Origin of the sequence: Cohaesibacter haloalkalitolerans (assembly GCF_003574655.1) — a bacterium.
Taxonomy (GTDB): Bacteria; Pseudomonadota; Alphaproteobacteria; order Rhizobiales; family Cohaesibacteraceae; genus Cohaesibacter; species Cohaesibacter haloalkalitolerans.
This window is the reverse complement of record NZ_QNUM01000004.1, coordinates 95,618-111,097: the sequence shown is the minus strand read 5'-3', so window position 1 is coordinate 111,097 and position 15,480 is coordinate 95,618. Positions and strand designations below refer to the sequence as shown.

Below are 15,480 nucleotides of genomic sequence, written 5' to 3'. Positions count from 1 at the left end.
GTTGGTTTCAGATCCGGTTTCTGTCAGGTTGATTCCTGACGGGGGTGGTGGCCTTTGACGATCCTGCCGTCGCGCAGCTCATAACTGCGATCGAACAGCGACAACACGCGCGGATCATGGGTAACGACCGCGACGCCAGCATCGGCCTCGGTGGCGATCTGCCGGAAGAGCCGGATCACCTGCTTGCCGCGCTCACCGTCAAGGGCGGCGGTCGGCTCATCGGCGAGGATCAGCCGGGGATCGTTGGCCAGCGCCCGGGCAACGGCCACCCGCTGCTGCTCGCCGCCGGAAAGCTGCTTGGGCAGGTTGTCGCGGCGGTGAGCAAGGTCGAGGCTGCCGAGCAGCCATCGGGCATAGTCCCGGGCATCGCGCGGAGAGACGTCATCAATCTCCAGCGCCAGAGCGACATTCTCCAGCGCGGTAAGGAAGGGAATGAGATTGGCTTTCTGGAAGACGAAGCCGATATTGTGGCGGCGGAAGCTTCTCAATCCCTCCAGCATTGCGTCCGGATAGGATACCCGCTTGCCACCGATATAGACTTCGCCAAGGGTCGGTGGCTCCAGAAGCCCGGCGATCAGCAAGAGAGTGCTCTTGCCAGAGCCGCTGGGGCCAAGGATGCCGACGACCTCGCCGGGCATGATGTCCATCGAGACATCGTCCAGCGCTTTGACGATGCTGTCGCCGCTCTGGTAATGGCGGCTGGCGTTGCGGATCGACAGAACAGGTGTTGCGGTCATGACAGAACCTCCTGGGCCCTCACGTTGAGGGCGCGCGAAATTCCCATCAGACTGGCGAATGCGCAGATGATCGCAACGGTCATTGCCAAGAGGCCCAGATCGTGGAGATCCATCACCACCCGGCGTGGGAAATGCGGGAAGATGAGGCGGGCCAATCCGATGCCGAAGGCAAAGCCTCCCGCTCCGATCAGAAAGGCCTGCTGCACGATCATGTTGATCACCACACTGTTGCGGGCACCAATCAGCTTGAGCATGGCAATCTGGTGCAGTTTCTCGATTGTCAGCATGTAGATGATGAGGGAGATGACGATGGCCATCACGACCAGCAGAACACCGGTGAAGGCGAGAATCTGGATGCGCAGGCGGAGCAGACGCTGGTTGAGCAGCAGATCCTTCTGGTCCTGTCCGCTCATTACATTAACATCGCCCCATGCGAGCAGGGCTTCGCGAACGGCCTGTTCATCGGCCGCCGGGCTGAGGGTTACCAGCACGGCAGCGATCTTCTGGTTGTCGAGCGCGCCATCCACGGAGCCGCCATTGGAATCAGAGTTGCCGGTAGCAAGGCCTGACGCCAGATCGGACTTGCGCGCCAGCAGGATCTCTTCGTTGGTCCGGCGCTTCATGATGGTGATCACGTCATTGACGCTCATGAACATCAGGCCGTCACCGCCCATGTCGACCATGCCGGAGGTCAGCCCGACCACGTGATACTGGTCACGCCCCACGGTGATGGAGGTGCCAAGCGCAAGGCTGAGATTGTCGTTGGCAATCACCTCATAGTGGCCATTGCGCAGATGGCGCCCTGCCGTGAGGTTGATCCAGTCGCCCGTGTCGCTCGGAAAGTCGATTGCGGTGATGGTGGCGCGAACGCTCCTGTCGTTGAAACTCACCTGCTGGCTGGTCTGTGTGAAGCGACGCACGGCGGCAACGCCGACCACACCTGCCACCCTGCGATCCATGTCGGTGGAAATGGCCGAGCTTTCCGAAAAGGGGCCGGAATGCCCGCCCTGCACGACCCAGAGGTCGGCGCCGATTTGCTCGATCAGCAGCAGTGCATCTGCGACGATGCCGCGATAGAGCCCGACCATGCCGATGGAGGCTGTGATCAGGAAACCGACCCCTGCTGCCGTCAGCAGAAAGCGGCCAAGACTGTAGCGGATATCCTTGATCGCCAGATTCATGAGCGTTCCTTGCCTCCCGACAGATCGGCCTGCGCCTTGATGCGCATGCCGTGATAAAGGCGGGTCGGAGCGGTCACATAGATGTCACCAGCGGCAAGGCCGGAACGCACCTCGATGCGGCCTCCTGCTACTGCGCCAACGGTGACCGGCTGCCATCTGGCGCGTCCATCATCGGACAGCCAGACGCCCGGCTGCCCGTCAACACGATTGAGCGCAGTGGTTGGAATGGTGATTGTTGCGGTCTTGGCTGTGAGCTTTACCACCACATTTGCCCGCTGCCCGATCGCCCAATGGGCGGGCAGACGGTCTGGTTTGACATCGACCTCGAATTCGCGGGTTTCCTCATCGACCTGACGGCCAACGCGTGTGACTTCGGCGAAGACGGGATCGTCCGGACTGGCGGAAAAGGTGACGTAGGCCGTTAGACCCTGACCGACCCTGGTGATCAGGCTCTCATCAAACCGCGTGGTGACGACAATGCTGTCCGGGTCAACGATCTCGATGAAGCTGCTGCCCACCGTCAGGGTGTCGCCGATATCCTTCGTCCGGTCGATGATGATGCCGGCAAGCGGCGCATGGATCCGGTATTTGCCGAGCAGGGCCCTTTGCGCCTCGGCGCTTTTGGCCGAGGCAATCATCTGGGATTGGCTCTGCTGGATGTTGGCTTCCGCCTTGGCCTTGTCGGCCTCGGCCCGTGCAAGGGCTGTTTCGGCTGTCTCATAGGACGAGCGACTGGTGGTGTTCGTTTCCAACAGCCGGGTTTGTCGCCCGAATTCAGCTCTGGCGTTGGCGAGGCCGACCTGAGCCTGCTGCAGCTCTGCCTTGACCATGACAACCGCCTGACGCGATGCCTCGACGCTGGCTTCCAGTGAGGCAAGCTGGGCTTTCGCCTCGGCGTCGTCGAGCTCGGCCAGCAGTTCCCCTTCACGGACGCTGTCGTTTTCCTCGACTGCCAGATGCAGAAGGCGCGCCTGAACCGTGCTCGATATGCTGGCCTTGCGTGTGGCATCCAGTGTGCCGGGGCCGGTGATTTCGGGCTGGAAGCTTGTCGCCTCTGCCTGTGTCAACGCCATGGTATGGATCGACCCATAGCGCCAGCCCAGCCAGCAGGCAACCGATAGCAGCAGAATACCGGCGCCAAGCAGCAACTCCCGCCTACGGTTTCGCCGCCTCGATGGCGGGCGTGATGGCAGGCCGTCCGTGTTCTTGCCGGTTCTGGCGGGAGCAGGGGCGGGAGAGCGAGCGGCTTGCTTGCTATCGAACGAGGGCTGCCCCTCGGCTTTCATGGGGGCACCGACAAGGGGTGGGTGCAGGGCGGGATCCTGTGTATCCGGCAACCTGTTGTCCTTCATGCTCTCATCGTGGGTGGTATCAAACATTGCGGGGAGCTTTCAAAAGGGTGGCCCGGCAGATTTTGGTGTGTGGCACGGGGATCTGCCGGGCGGGCAGGGCCTCAGCGGCTGATGGTTCCCTGCCGGGTAACGGTGCCACCGTAGGGCCCGGTGGTCGTGGAGGAGCCGGAGCAGACACCATTGGCGCATGCCGTTGAACCGGTGCGGGTGCTGGTCTGGCCATAGGGATTGGTTCGGTTAATCTGACGGCTGCAGGCACCATTGGCGCAACTGCCCGAGGCCTGTACGCTGGAGGTGCCGCGAGGTCCTGTGACCGTTCCGCTGCGGGTCCAGGCATTTGCCTGGCTCGCCATCGCAAGGGCAATCATGCCCGTCATCAATGCGGTTGTCAGTTTCTTCATCATCATTGATCCTCTGTCTGGCCTCTATCTGGATTTCGTTTTGGGGTGCAAATGCTGATTGGCAGCCTGTGAACAGAGGATGCGCGCCGCAGTTTTCTTCAAAATGAATGAGCCTTTTCAAGCTGTTCCAGTTTGTTTCTGGAATATTTCGTTTTGTAACTGGCAAGGAAAACCGATTGATTTTTGACGGCGGGAAGACCAGCATATGGCGAAGCCTCCCGACTGCCGACCTTTCGCTGCAGCAAGGGGCCTTTGACAGGGCCGGTCTGAAATCAGACCGACGCCCAACAGATGAGCGAAGACGAGCATGGACTCTCAAAGCAAACGCATACTCATCGTTGATGACGACGACGATATCCGGTCACTGATCGCCGAGCTGTTCGAGCGGGAGGGCTATTCCGTGTCCACTGCGCAGGACAGTCTGGAAATGGACCTGATCATGGACCGGACCTTTCCGGACCTGATCATTCTCGATCTGATGCTGCCCGGCGAGGACGGGCTGTCGATCTGTCGCCGTCTGAGAGCGCGTCATTCCCTGCCGATCCTGATGCTGACTGCCAAGGGCGAGGAGCTGGACCGGGTGGTCGGGCTGGAGATCGGGGCAGATGACTATGTGGTCAAACCTTTTTCCAGCCGGGAGCTTCTGGCGCGGACAAGGGCGCTGTTGCGCAGGATCGGCGGGCCCTCGACACCGGTGCTGGAAACGCGGCGGATGGCCTTCGACCGGTTTGTCATCGATCTGGATGCGCGTCAGCTGCTTACCAATGATCAGGAACTCGTTGCGCTGACAAGTGCCGAGTTCGAGCTGTTGGCCTGCTTCATCCTGCGGCCGAGGCGGGTGCTCTCCCGCGACCAGATTCTGGACTTTACCCACGGGCGGCAGGCCAATCCCTATGACAGATCCGTCGACATTCTGGTGTCCCGGTTGCGCAAGAAGCTGGGGCCACTCGAAAGTGGCGGCGATCTGATCAGCACCGTGCGCAATGGCGGCTATCTTCTCGCCGTGCCAGTCAAACAGGTGTCCTGATCATGCGCTTCGGGCTCACGACACGCCTTCTCGCCATCGGCTCCAGTCTGTTTGTCGTGCTCTGGATCGTGCTGATCGTGTCTTTCTACTGGTCGGGCAACGGCATAGAACGGCAGGTCAATCCCGAACCGCAGCAGTTGCTGGCCCTGACGAACCTCGCCAACCAGCTTGGCCCGGAAGGGCACCCGATGCTGGAAGCGGCAACGGCGTCTGCGATGATCTCGATCCGCATCCATGATCAGACCGAACAGATGCGCAAGGATACCGACCTGATGGGCCGTGCGAACATGGCTGCTTATCGGAAGGTCTTGGGGGATCGATTGGTCCGTATCCAGCCCAACGCTATCCTGAAGGGGCGTCCGGGAGCGCGGTTCTTCGCCGGGATAGCCTTTCCACTCGAATACTGGATCAGGCTCAACGATGGCAGTCTCATGGTCGTTGAGATGAAGGCTTCCTTCATTTCAACGAGGAGCGGAGTACCAGCGGGCATCTATGCCGGTTTGCTGGGCGCCATCCTGTCGGCGGTGGCCTTCTTCCTGCTGCATCGGGAGATCAGGCCGCTCGTGCGGCTGGCGAAGGCGGTGGAGCGGATTGACCCCGGTGGGGATATGGTTGAACTGCCTCAGTTCCGGTCGGCAACGCCGGAGGTCGCCGCGCTGGCAGGTACCTTCACGCGGCTGCAGGAGCGATTGCACACGCTGGCGCGGTCTCGCGTGGCGCTGATTGGCGGGATCCAGCATGATATTCGCAGTTTTGCCACCCGTCTGCATTTGCGGGTGGAAAAACTGCCGGATGAGCAGGATCGCAAGAGGGCAACAGCCGATATCCGCGACATGATCGAGCTGCTTGACAATGCGCTGATGACGTCCCGTGCCGAGGTGGGAGCGCTTAATGAGGAACTGCTTGATATCGGTGGATTGCTACGCGGCGAACTGGCTGATTTCCGGCAGGCTGGAGCGCGGGTTGCGTTGGAGTTGGTGCCAGCAGGTGAGGAGATTCTAGTGTTGGGTGACCGGCTTGCCCTGAGGCGGGTGCTCGTCAATGTCATCGACAATGCGATCAAATATGGCGGATGCGCGCATGTTCGGGCCGAGCAGAAAGCCGATGGTGTCTATATCACGATCGACGACGAAGGGCTCGGGTTCAGCAAGGATACGGGTGCACGTGCCCTGTTGCTCGAACCCTTTACACGGGCCGAGCCGTCTCGGGCACGCAAGACAGGCGGGGCCGGGCTCGGGCTTGCTGTTGCCCAGGCCTTGCTCGGTGCTCACAACGGCATAATCACGCTTGCGGCAACGCCTCAGGGGCATGGGCGGGTTGTCATATGCCTGCCGCCGCTTTCCGATCGCCTCGGGCCTCAAGAGCGCTAACTGTTGTTACAAAATGAAATTGCAGAGAAAAACGCCGGCAAAGGGCACCGTCTAGACCTCTCTTCAGTCAATAATGACAAACAGGAAAGGGATATGTCATGACAAGAAAGATCGCCATTGCCGCTCTGGTTGCAGTGTTCTCGTTGCTCTCTGTTGGTGCTTTTGCGCAAGGCTCGATGTCGATGTCGCAGATGCGGGACATCAAGTCTGCCTGCAAGGCCGACGTCAAGGCCTATTGCGGATCGGTTAAGCCGGGGGGTGGACGTCTTGTGATGTGCCTGAAGGACAATGAAAACTCCATCTCTGCCAAGTGCAAGCAGATGATCGACGCCCTGATCAAGCAGCAGCAGGCAAACTAGTCGCTGCGCATTACCGTTAAGCTGCCTCATCGACCGGCTCTGCCCAAATCAGCGGGCAGGGCCGGTTTTTTATGCGCCTGTCAGGCTTGTGGGCGGGCGCGCCGGTTTCCCGAAAGCCGCAGCCCGTCGCGCATGTTGAGTGTCAACAGCGTTATGTTGATGGCTCCGGCGATCAGCTCCAGAGCCTGGACAACATAGAAGCCGGTGTCGAAGGTGCCGCCTTCAGCCTTGGCCGAGAGGTAGAGGGCCGACGGAATGAGGATCAAGAGGCCGTTCGCCGCAATGAAGGGCATCCGCCTTTGCTTGCGTGTGATCACAGGCCCCCGCCAGCCCTTGCCCAGCCGGAAACCAGAGGCGCCTGCGACGATGATTGCGGGGATCAGAACAATGAATCCATACGGGATCAGCGTCTTGACCATGATCACCGTGGCAGGTCCGGCAAACAGTTCCGACAGGGCCGTCGAGAACCAGAAAGCGAGGATCAGAATAAGGGCTGTTGCGCCAGCGACGGGATGAAGGTTCTTGATCATCAGGTTATCTCCCAAAAACAATATAGCAAGCTATATAGCATTGCATAGCTTGCTATACAAGTGCTATCCTGATGGCATGGAATTCAGAAAAAACCAATCCGCGGGCTATCTGCTCAATCATCTGGCCCGCATTTTCGCGCGCGGCCTTTCAGCTCGGATCAAGCCGCTTGGCCTGACGACCGGGACCTTTCCGGCGTTGCTGGAGTTATGGGAAACGGACGGGTTGACCCAGAAGCAGCTGGTTGAACGGCTCGACATCGAACAGGCGACGATGGCCAATACCCTGTCGCGAATGGAGCGGGACGGATTGATTTCGCGAAGGAAGGACGAGAGCGATGGGCGGGTACAGCGGGTGTGGCTGAGCGAACGCGCCCGGGCTTTGCGCGCTCCGGCAATCTCGGCAGCATTGGCGGAAAATGAGGATGCGCTGTCGGGCCTCAGCGCAGTTGAACAGCAACAGTTTGTCGCTCTCATGCAGAAAGTTATTGAAACCAGCTCCGGCGCGGTGGATGGCGAGCGCTGAGGCGCGCCATCACTGCCGTTGGAGGAATGGCGAGACGGTTTGCCGGGCCGGCCCTCAGTCCAGTGAGTCGGAGAGTGATATCGCGTCGCTGACCTTCTCCCGTTGGGCCTGTCGTGCGGCCATGACGCTCATCCCAGCCATCAGCGGCAGCCACCTGGGATCCGCCACCGAGAGAATGAAATTGTCGAAGACGACGTTGGACAGGGTCGCGTTCAGCTTCCGTGCAATGGTGCCGATCTGTTTGCCAGCCAGCTTGACCTGATAGTTGGAACCGAACATGGCGTTCATCCGGATCAGTTCCAGCTTGCCTTCTCTTGTGTCGCCCGAAAAATAGGTGTGATGCAGCACGAGCCTTCTCTTCAGGCGACAGAATTTGACACCGCCCTGATAGAGATCATAGGAGGTGAAGATGTGGAACAGTCGTTTGGTGAGCATGAAAAGCTCCTTGCCGCTGCGGGCATCGCTGATGTGGAATGTCTTGCAGGGAATGTGCGATGAAATGGTCAGGCGCGGTTTCATGGTGACATCGAGCAGATGGAAGTCCTGACCGGTCCATTTGAACTCTTCGTTGAACAGGAAGATCTCTTCCTTGCTGTCCATGCCCAGCGTTGAATTGTCTGCTCTTCCGGTGTTGAAGAAGCCCTGCAGTCTGTCGATCAAGGTTGGCATCAGGCAGGCGGAGCCGAAGGAATAACGAATGGCGTCTGCTGTGCTGGCCGGCTGCTCCGTTTTCTCAAGACGCCATTCCTCGCCGCTGCCCGGGCGCAGGAAGGACGTCAGATGGCCGAAATTCACGCTGATGAAGATTCCGAGAAGCGGCCGGATGAAAACATATTCTTCTTCCGCATTGGGGCCGAGGATGATGACATCCCTGCCGATTGTGGAAATCCGGCCCATCCATGGCTTGCCCCAGGCCGTGTCCATATCCTTGAAGGCGTCGAAAATCTCCTCAAGGCTTGATCCGCGCGTATTGATGATCAGCTTTACGGTGTCGTTGAACTTGTTGTAGAGGCCCGGATTGAAGAATTGCAACACGACCAGAGCCAGAATGAACAGCAAGGTGCTGGCAACAATCGGCCAGGTCTCGACGTCATCGCCATCAAGATTGAAGCCATCGATCAGATAGGAGATGGACAGGACGAACAGCCCGACGGCTGCGATCAGCAGTATGGCTCTGGTGAGCTGGATCATGAAGCGATGCATGGAACAAACCTGAAAAAATTGGCACAAGGGCATGAAAAGGAATGGATCAAATTCCGATATGTGGCTTACTTGTATAACTGCCCTTGCACGCTGTCTTTCCGGTGAATCCCCTAATCTGGCGGAAGTGCCCCGCTATTGCAGGCCCCGGCCGGGTCGTGCCGGGGGCTGCTATTCCTAGGCTTGCTTTTACCTACGGGTCAGGCGGGTAAGAGTCCCGTTGGCCGCGTCTGTCAGAATGACGATAGAGCCGTCGGTGGCATCGACGTCGACGTCGCGGATGCGGCTTCGCCCTTCGAGATAACGCGCCTCACCGGTGACCTTTTCTCCGTCCAGTTTCAGGCGCACCAGAGCCTGACTTGCCAGGCCGCCGATGAGGGCATCGCCGTGCCATTCGGGGAACATGGCCCCGTCATAGAAGACCATGCCGGAGGGAGCGACCACCGGGTCCCAGTAATAAACCGGCTGTTCCATGCCGTCTTTCGCCGTCAGTCCCTCGCCAACCGGCGTGCCGGAATAGTTCTCACCATAGGCAATGATCGGCCAGCCATAGTTGCGGCCTGCCTGCGGGTGGTTGAGTTCGTCGCCCCCTTTCGGGCCATGTTCCACGGTCCACAGGGTGCCATCCGGCCCGAGGGCTGCGGACTGGATGTTGCGATGGCCATAGGACCAGATTTCCGGCAGGCCTCCGGGGAGCATCGGGTTGCCCGCTGCTGCGCCGCCCATGGGGGTGATGCGAACCACCTTGCCAAGCGTCGTTTCGATGTCCTGCGCCAGTTGCCGCGAGGCTTCGTAGTAGCGTTCGCCGGTTGTCACAAACAGGGCTCCGATGTTGTCGAAAACCAGCCGCGAGCCGAAATGGTTGGCCGAGCGCCAGGCGGGTTGCTGCTGAAAGATGACCTCGACATCCTCCATCCGCTTTTCGTCAGCGGAGAGGGTGCCGGTCGCCACCGCCGTTGCGTTGGTGCCATTGCCGCGCGGCTCGGCATAACTCCACCATACCCGGCGCGTGGAGGCAAAGTCATCCCGGATGGTCACATCGAGCAGGCCGCCCTGCTGGCGGGCGTCAACTTCCGGCAGACCGGTAATGGCGCGGGATTTGCTGCCATCGACCCCGATGATGCGCAGACTTCCGGAACGCTCGGTAACAAGCCAGCGGCCATCTGGCAATTGATCCATTCCCCATGGGTGATCAAGGCCACGGGCGATGACGGTCCGTTCCAGAGTGATGCCATCGGCAAGGATGGGCGCTCTCGTTTGCCCGGCAAAAGCGGGTCGTTGCCCCTCGGCATTGGGGGGAGCCTCATTGAAGGACTGGGAGAGGGCTGGGCTGGCCCCAGCGATCAGGCCAACGGCAAGAAGCTGGGCGAAAGTCGTCACATTCATGTCGTGTATCCTTTGGGTCTGTTGCGCTGTCTCTTGGCGGCGCGATTGCTGCCCGGTCGCGAACCGGGCGGTGCGCCGTGTGCAATGGGCACGTGCCGTAGAGATGGGTATTCAGAGCCTGAGGGATAAGGGCGCGATGCGCAATAACACTAATGAGACGGAGCGCAGAACGTCAGCGTGTGCCGACCTCCACACCATGCGCCCGATCTGGCACCCGGGAGCCGGCCTAGTCAGCTTTCAGCTTGACACTCTGGCGGATGACAAGATCGCCAGATACCAGCACCTTGACGGACGGTTGCTTGATCTTGGCAACGATCAGGTCGTCCAGAATGCGGATGGCCATGGCACCGATACGTTGTTTAGGAACGTTTAGTGAAGTTAGCGGCGGGTCGAATATGTTGGCCATCGGCAAATTGTCGAAACCGACCACTGAAATGTCGGCAGGAACGGAATAGCCCATCTCGCGCAAGGCGCGGATGAAACCGAAGGCGATGACGTCGTTCGAGCAGAAATAGGCGTCCGACAGGGTCTTGATGCCTGCCAGCTGCTTGAGAGAATCAGTATAGGCGTCTTCGCTGGTCGCACAGACCGAGAGGATGTTTTCTTCCTCGATCACCAGCTTATGGGCATTCATGGCTCTGAGATAGGCTTCATGGCGGAGCTTGAAGTTGTTCACCTCGGAATAGCTGCTGACCAGACCGATCCGGCTGAAGCCCTGTGAGATGAGATGATCAAGGGCGAGATGCACCAGCTGGTCGTTGTCCATGTCGATGAAATTGCCGTCGACGAACGGGCGGTAGGTGTCGACAATCACATTCGGGATGCCACAGTTGGTGATCAGGCGGACATCCTCGTCGCTCAACTCGGTGCCCAGGGCAACGATGCCGCGCAGATCGGAGGCTGATATTTCCTCGATTATCGTAGAAATATCAGTCGCTTCATGAGAGACGACCTGCAGCGAATAATCGCGTCGGGTCGCTTCGAATGACATGCCGTCTATATAGTCAGAAATGAAGACATTGTGGTCGCGGTTCACGGTCTGGCCGTGGCGGGCGATCTTGAGGAAGCGGACGGTGTTCTGGGCATCCGAGGCAAGAGTCTCTGCGGAGCTGCGCTCACCTCTCGGGGTGTAGTTCAGTTCCTCCATGGCGTGCAGCACATGCAGGCGCGTGCTCTCGGAAATGTCGCCCTTGCGATTGAGCACCAGAGAAGCAGTGGTGACTGAGACGCCAGCGTGGTCCGCGACCTGTCGAAGGGTGGCATTCTTTTTCGGGGCAGACTCCATGGACCGCTGTTTCCTCTCTCTTTTTCCCCTTTTGGCATAACCGGTTGATACGGGTCTTTCAATAAGACAACAGGCTGCCATGGGGCAATGGGAAATAATTATTGAACATCACTAAAATACATGATATTATTTTACTAATAAAGCCGTAATGTTCACTAAACAGGGAGGATGAACAATGCGCACCGATTTTTACCACCCTAATTGCCGGGGATGGTTTTGCGCGCCACCGCGCAGACTTGCCGGGCCAGATGGCCGGTCCGGTCCTTTCCCATATTCCCACGGGTCGTAAGATAGAAGTCCTTGCGGCATAGAGGCTGACGCCTGTCCGGTCTGCCGTGTCTCCGATGTGAGGCGCGTGGTCAGCTTTGCCTGTGCGGCAGCCTTTCTTTCTACCTTGCCTGAAAATCCTCAGGATTCCCGGATCACTCCCGGATCATTCAATGTTCGCGAGTGAAACGAAAACTCCTTGCGGCCGCAGCACCGTGGCCGGTTTGCCATGCCTTTCGTTCCAAGAAGAGATCTAGTCCAATGAAAAAGTTCCTCAACAATCCCGAAGATTTTGTCGATGAGATGCTGGAAGGCATCTATCGTGCGCATCCGGAAGTGACCTTTGCCGATGGTGACATGCGGTGTTTCGTCACCGCCAATCCCGTTCCGGGCAAGGTGGGCATTGTCACGGGCGGTGGCTCCGGTCATCTGCCGCTTTTCCTTGGATATGTCGGCAAGAACATGCTCGACGGGGCAGGGGTCGGTGGTGTGTTCCAGTCGCCCAGTTCCGACCAGTTGCTGTCCGTCACCAAATATGTCGATCAGGGGGCTGGTGTTCTCTATCTCTATGGCAACTATACCGGCGACATCATGAATTTCGATATGGCTGGCGAGTTGGCCGAGCTGGATGACATCGAAACCGCAACCGTCGTCGGCAATGATGATGTTGCCTCGTCGGTGGTTGGTGAAGAGCACAAGCGGCGCGGTGTGGCCGGGATCTTTTTCCTCTACAAGGTGGCCGGAGCGGCCGCTGCCCAGATGAAACCTCTGGCCGAAGTCAAGCGGCTGACCGAGAAGGCGAAGGACCGGGTGCGCACCATGGGCGTTGCGCTGTCTCCCTGCATTGTGCCTGAAGTGGGCAAACCCAGCTTCCAGATTGGCGATGACGAAATGGAAATCGGCATGGGTATCCATGGCGAGCCGGGCATTACGCGCAAGGCGCTGGAGCCGGTGGATGCTGTAGTCAAGGAAATGGCCGACCGCATCTTTGCCGAACAGTCCTATGTGGACGGCGACGAAGTGGCCGTGCTGATGAATGGCCTGGGCGGCACGCCGCTTGAGGAACTCTATATTGCCTACCGGCGTCTCGGCCAGCTGCTGGACGACGAGGGCGTCACGATCCGCCATGTCTGGCTGGGCGAATTCGCCACGTCGATGGAAATGGCCGGTTTTTCGATTTCCATTCTGAAGCTTGACGACGAGCTGGAACCGCTGATCGCGGCAGAAGTCGACACGCCATTCTTCAAGCATTTTGCCGGTTGAGGGAGGGAGCAATGCAGACATTGGACGCGAAGACCGTTGCAGGCCTCTTCCCCCGTCTGGCTGCCCGATTCGAGGCGGAGCGGGATGCGCTCATCGAACTTGACAGCAAGGTGGGCGACAGCGACCTCGGGCTGACGATGGCGAAAGCCTTTCGTGCGGCAAGCGAAGCGGTCGGAGCGCTGGATGCGCCCGATCTGTCGACCCAGATGAAAACGGCTGGAGCCGCCATTGCCAAGGCTGCCCCATCGACGATGGGGACGCTGATGGCGACGGGCTTCCTGCGCGGGTCCAAGGCGCTGGACGGTGCCGCAGCGCTTGATGTGGCGGGGCTTGCTGCCTTCTGGGATGCCTATGCCAACGGTGTTGCCATGCGTGGCAAAGCGGCGCTTGGCGACAAGACGGTGCTGGATGTGCTTGATCCGATTGCGCGCCGTTGCGAGGCCGAGGCTGGCAAGGGGGCGTCTCTGGAGGAAGCCTGCGCCGCTGCGGCCAAAGCGGCTGCCGATGCTCTGGAAGCCACCAGGGATCTGGTTGCCCAGCACGGCAAGGCCGCCGCGTTTCAGGAAAAGTCACGCGGGTTGCAGGATGCGGGCGGAACGGTCGCCTGTATTCTCGCTGATGAATTCAACGGGTTCATGCAGGCGCTGGCCGCCGGTTGATCCGTTCTGAAGCTTCTTCTGCGTGCCCGGTTACGGCACGCGGGAAATGTCGGAACCGGCGCTGACATTCGCTCTTGTTGCGATTGTTCGCGTCGGGGCCGGTTTATGAATCCGGGAGGATTTCCTTTTTAATTTCCATCGAGTGGAGGACACGATGACAGGAAAATTGATGACAGCCCTTTTGGGGGCAACCGTTTTGGGACTTGGCGCTCTGGCAGCAACAGGCGCCTCTGCTGAATGCGATTGGAAACCGACGCGTGCGGTTACCTATATCGTGCCATGGGGTGCCGGTGGTGGCACGGACGCCAACGCCCGCATGCTCGCCAGCATGCTGAGCGAGGAAATGGGGCAGCCCTTCAACGTGGTCAACCGCACCGGCGGTAACGGCGTGACCGGGCATTCGGCCATTGCGCGCGCCAAACCGGATGGCTACACCGTTGGCTCGACCACGACCGAGATCAACACCATGCACTGGATCGGTCTGACGGATTTGACCTATGAAGAGGTAACGCCGATTGCCCTGTTGGATCTGGTGCCTGCCGGCTTTACGGTTTCCAAGGATTCCCCTTACAAGAGCCTCAAGGAAGTCCTCACCGAAGCCAGAACGAATCCTGGCAAGATCACCGCTTCCGGCACCTCGCAGGGCGGGATCTGGCATCTGGCTCTGGCCGGTCTGTTGAATGCCGAGGGCATGGATCCGTCGTCCATTCGCTGGATTCCCTCCAAGGGCGCAGCGCCTGCCATCAAGGAACTGATGGCTGGTGGGGTTGATGTCATCACCGTTGCCCAGTCCGAAGTGAAGTCGCTGATCGATCAGGGTGAGCTCAAGGGCCTTGCCTACATGAACGACACCCGCATGCCTTCGCTGCCTGACATTCCGACCACCGTCGAACAGCTGGATTCGGGCTGGACGCTGTCTTCCTATCAGGCCCTGACCGGTCCTGCCGGAATGGACAAGGAGATTGCCTGCTCCTACGAAAAGGCTGTTCTCAAGGTGCTGGGTACCAAGGAATGGGCCGACTTCAAGGCAAGCCGCGGTGCTGATGTCGTATCCATGGGCGCTGCCGATGTCGGTGCTCTGATTGCCAAGACCGACAAGAATCTTGGCGATACCATCAAGGCAATCGGACTTGCCAAGTAATCTTGGCTGATCCTTCAAATCGGGCGCGCAGCGGATCGGGTCTTTCTTTGGAACCGTTCGCTGTGCGTCAGTCAGGAAGCGGAAGAGCGTACTCATAGCCGGGTTTTGTCCGGGTGTTCCCGGTTGTTTGCTGGGTGCCCTGGTGCTGTTGTCGATGAGCCTTTCGGCAGACTGGAAACAACGCCCTTTCGCATCTACGCTTCGTTTCTGATGACTTCGCGCCGGAGAGCGGGAGGTCTCAAAATGCGAGTTACCTCATGTTTAGCAAGGATATTTTGACAGGCGTGATCCTGTCGGTTTCTGGGGTCTGGGTCGCCTGGCAAGCGCAAAGCTTTCCGACGCTTGGCGGCATGAAGTTCGGCCCGGGACTGTTCCCGACGATTGCCGGCTCGGGGCTGGCCATCTGTGGGCTTCTGGTGCTGTTCACCGGCATCATGTCCTACGTGCGGGCCGGAGAGACCTACCCAGAGACAGAGAATGGGACAGGTTTCGGGTCAGGGAAGGGTATTGGGAGCGGCCAGTCAGAAGCGAGCCTCAAGCCGCAGCTATCGGGCAAGGCATGGATCAATTCCATTGCTCTCATCCTTGGTGTGATCCTGTTTGCCGCCTTCCTCGACACCGTCGGGTTTCATCTGCTGGCCTTTCCGCTGATGGCCTGCCTGCTGATGCTCTATGGCGTCAACTGGTGGAAATCGGTGCTGCTGGCGGTTGGCGTTACGATGCTCGTCCATTTCCTGTTCTATTCATTCCTGCATGTTCCGCTGCCGTGGGGCCTGCTCGAACCGATTGCGTGGTGAGG

The 15,480-nt window shown here is 59.3% G+C and carries 16 protein-coding genes; 8 read left to right on the top strand and 8 right to left on the bottom strand.

The window, feature by feature from the left end; all coding sequences use genetic code 11:
- Positions 1 to 23: 23 nt before the first annotated feature.
- The 4 genes from DSL70_RS11150 to DSL70_RS11135 all read right to left on the bottom strand — a co-directional run bounded on the left by DSL70_RS11150 (position 24) and on the right by DSL70_RS11135 (position 3,677).
- A complete protein-coding gene (locus DSL70_RS11150; protein WP_119308016.1) occupies positions 24 to 737 on the bottom strand; it encodes an ABC transporter ATP-binding protein in 714 nt (237 codons plus the stop codon).
- On the bottom strand, positions 734 to 1,918 hold the full coding sequence (locus tag DSL70_RS11145) for an ABC transporter permease (protein WP_119308015.1): 1,185 nt from the start codon (positions 1,916 to 1,918) through the stop codon (positions 734 to 736). Before DSL70_RS11145 ends, DSL70_RS11150 begins: the two co-directional genes overlap by 4 nt.
- The gene (locus tag DSL70_RS11140) at positions 1,915 to 3,297 is read right to left on the bottom strand and encodes an efflux RND transporter periplasmic adaptor subunit (protein WP_119308014.1); all 1,383 of its coding nucleotides are present in this window, start codon (positions 3,295 to 3,297) and stop codon (positions 1,915 to 1,917) included. The genes DSL70_RS11145 and DSL70_RS11140 overlap by 4 nt, the downstream gene beginning before the upstream one ends.
- Before the next feature lie 74 nt (positions 3,298 to 3,371).
- Entirely contained in the window at positions 3,372 to 3,677 is a 306-nt protein-coding gene (locus tag DSL70_RS11135) for a hypothetical protein (RefSeq protein ID WP_245418186.1), read from the bottom strand.
- Positions 3,678 to 3,978: 301 nt separating this feature from the next.
- On the opposite strand from DSL70_RS11135, the gene DSL70_RS11130 reads away from it, so the two are divergent.
- The 3 genes from DSL70_RS11130 (at position 3,979) to DSL70_RS11120 (ending at position 6,427) form a co-directional block, all read left to right on the top strand.
- Complete coding sequence (locus tag DSL70_RS11130; RefSeq protein ID WP_119308013.1) at positions 3,979 to 4,698, top strand: response regulator; 720 nt, start codon at positions 3,979 to 3,981, stop codon at positions 4,696 to 4,698.
- A 2-nt stretch (positions 4,699 to 4,700) separates the two neighbouring features.
- Complete coding sequence (locus DSL70_RS11125; protein ID WP_119308012.1) at positions 4,701 to 6,068, top strand: sensor histidine kinase; 1,368 nt, start codon at positions 4,701 to 4,703, stop codon at positions 6,066 to 6,068.
- A gap of 98 nt (positions 6,069 to 6,166) precedes the next feature.
- Positions 6,167 to 6,427: a cysteine rich repeat-containing protein gene (locus DSL70_RS11120; protein WP_119308011.1), complete on the top strand. Its 261-nt coding sequence runs from the start codon at positions 6,167 to 6,169 to the stop codon at positions 6,425 to 6,427.
- An 80-nt stretch (positions 6,428 to 6,507) separates the two neighbouring features.
- On the opposite strand, the gene DSL70_RS11115 is transcribed toward DSL70_RS11120, so the two are convergent.
- The gene (locus DSL70_RS11115; protein ID WP_119308010.1) at positions 6,508 to 6,957 is read right to left on the bottom strand and encodes a hypothetical protein; all 450 of its coding nucleotides are present in this window, start codon (positions 6,955 to 6,957) and stop codon (positions 6,508 to 6,510) included.
- On the opposite strand from DSL70_RS11115, the gene DSL70_RS11110 reads away from it, so the two are divergent.
- On the top strand, positions 6,950 to 7,480 hold the full coding sequence (locus tag DSL70_RS11110) for a MarR family winged helix-turn-helix transcriptional regulator (RefSeq protein WP_342635287.1): 531 nt from the start codon (positions 6,950 to 6,952) through the stop codon (positions 7,478 to 7,480). The genes DSL70_RS11115 and DSL70_RS11110 overlap by 8 nt on opposite strands.
- A 54-nt stretch (positions 7,481 to 7,534) precedes the next feature.
- Here the strand turns inward: DSL70_RS11110 and DSL70_RS11105 are convergent, their stop codons facing one another.
- The 3 genes from DSL70_RS11105 to DSL70_RS11095 form a co-directional block, all read right to left on the bottom strand.
- Complete coding sequence (locus DSL70_RS11105) at positions 7,535 to 8,683, bottom strand: hypothetical protein (protein ID WP_119308008.1); 1,149 nt, start codon at positions 8,681 to 8,683, stop codon at positions 7,535 to 7,537.
- Positions 8,684 to 8,869: 186 nt separating this feature from the next.
- Positions 8,870 to 10,066 (bottom strand): PQQ-dependent sugar dehydrogenase, encoded by a 1,197-nt coding sequence (locus DSL70_RS11100; RefSeq protein ID WP_119308007.1) that lies wholly within the window; start codon positions 10,064 to 10,066, stop codon positions 8,870 to 8,872.
- Between the two features lie 226 nt (positions 10,067 to 10,292).
- Positions 10,293 to 11,351, bottom strand: coding sequence for a LacI family DNA-binding transcriptional regulator (locus DSL70_RS11095; RefSeq protein ID WP_162916591.1), 1,059 nt, complete (start codon positions 11,349 to 11,351; stop codon positions 10,293 to 10,295).
- A 528-nt stretch (positions 11,352 to 11,879) separates the two neighbouring features.
- On the opposite strand from DSL70_RS11095, the gene DSL70_RS11090 reads away from it, so the two are divergent.
- The 4 genes from DSL70_RS11090 to DSL70_RS11075 all read left to right on the top strand — a co-directional run bounded on the left by DSL70_RS11090 (position 11,880) and on the right by DSL70_RS11075 (position 15,478).
- A complete protein-coding gene (locus DSL70_RS11090) occupies positions 11,880 to 12,881 on the top strand; it encodes a dihydroxyacetone kinase subunit DhaK (RefSeq protein WP_119308005.1) in 1,002 nt (333 codons plus the stop codon).
- An 11-nt stretch (positions 12,882 to 12,892) separates the two neighbouring features.
- Complete coding sequence (locus tag DSL70_RS11085; protein ID WP_119308004.1) at positions 12,893 to 13,540, top strand: dihydroxyacetone kinase subunit L; 648 nt, start codon at positions 12,893 to 12,895, stop codon at positions 13,538 to 13,540.
- 154 nt (positions 13,541 to 13,694) lie between these two features.
- Complete coding sequence (locus DSL70_RS11080) at positions 13,695 to 14,681, top strand: tripartite tricarboxylate transporter substrate binding protein (protein ID WP_245418185.1); 987 nt, start codon at positions 13,695 to 13,697, stop codon at positions 14,679 to 14,681.
- Positions 14,682 to 14,938: 257 nt separating this feature from the next.
- Positions 14,939 to 15,478: a tripartite tricarboxylate transporter TctB family protein gene (locus tag DSL70_RS11075; RefSeq protein WP_119308002.1), complete on the top strand. Its 540-nt coding sequence runs from the start codon at positions 14,939 to 14,941 to the stop codon at positions 15,476 to 15,478.
- The last annotated feature ends 2 nt before the right edge of the window (positions 15,479 to 15,480 follow it).

Coding starts and splice junctions, on each gene's coding strand:
- DSL70_RS11150 (WP_119308016.1), bottom strand. CDS start 737: ATGACCGCAACACCTGTTCTGTCGATCCGCAACGCCAGCCGCCATTAC.
- DSL70_RS11145 (WP_119308015.1), bottom strand. CDS start 1,918: ATGAATCTGGCGATCAAGGATATCCGCTACAGTCTTGGCCGCTTTCTG.
- DSL70_RS11140 (WP_119308014.1), bottom strand. CDS start 3,297: ATGTTTGATACCACCCACGATGAGAGCATGAAGGACAACAGGTTGCCG.
- DSL70_RS11135 (WP_245418186.1), bottom strand. CDS start 3,677: ATGATGATGAAGAAACTGACAACCGCATTGATGACGGGCATGATTGCC.
- DSL70_RS11130 (WP_119308013.1), top strand. CDS start 3,979: ATGGACTCTCAAAGCAAACGCATACTCATCGTTGATGACGACGACGAT.
- DSL70_RS11125 (WP_119308012.1), top strand. CDS start 4,701: ATGCGCTTCGGGCTCACGACACGCCTTCTCGCCATCGGCTCCAGTCTG.
- DSL70_RS11120 (WP_119308011.1), top strand. CDS start 6,167: ATGACAAGAAAGATCGCCATTGCCGCTCTGGTTGCAGTGTTCTCGTTG.
- DSL70_RS11115 (WP_119308010.1), bottom strand. CDS start 6,957: ATGATCAAGAACCTTCATCCCGTCGCTGGCGCAACAGCCCTTATTCTG.
- DSL70_RS11105 (WP_119308008.1), bottom strand. CDS start 8,683: ATGCATCGCTTCATGATCCAGCTCACCAGAGCCATACTGCTGATCGCA.
- DSL70_RS11100 (WP_119308007.1), bottom strand. CDS start 10,066: ATGAATGTGACGACTTTCGCCCAGCTTCTTGCCGTTGGCCTGATCGCT.
- DSL70_RS11095 (WP_162916591.1), bottom strand. CDS start 11,351: ATGGAGTCTGCCCCGAAAAAGAATGCCACCCTTCGACAGGTCGCGGAC.
- DSL70_RS11090 (WP_119308005.1), top strand. CDS start 11,880: ATGAAAAAGTTCCTCAACAATCCCGAAGATTTTGTCGATGAGATGCTG.
- DSL70_RS11085 (WP_119308004.1), top strand. CDS start 12,893: ATGCAGACATTGGACGCGAAGACCGTTGCAGGCCTCTTCCCCCGTCTG.
- DSL70_RS11080 (WP_245418185.1), top strand. CDS start 13,695: ATGACAGGAAAATTGATGACAGCCCTTTTGGGGGCAACCGTTTTGGGA.
- DSL70_RS11075 (WP_119308002.1), top strand. CDS start 14,939: ATGTTTAGCAAGGATATTTTGACAGGCGTGATCCTGTCGGTTTCTGGG.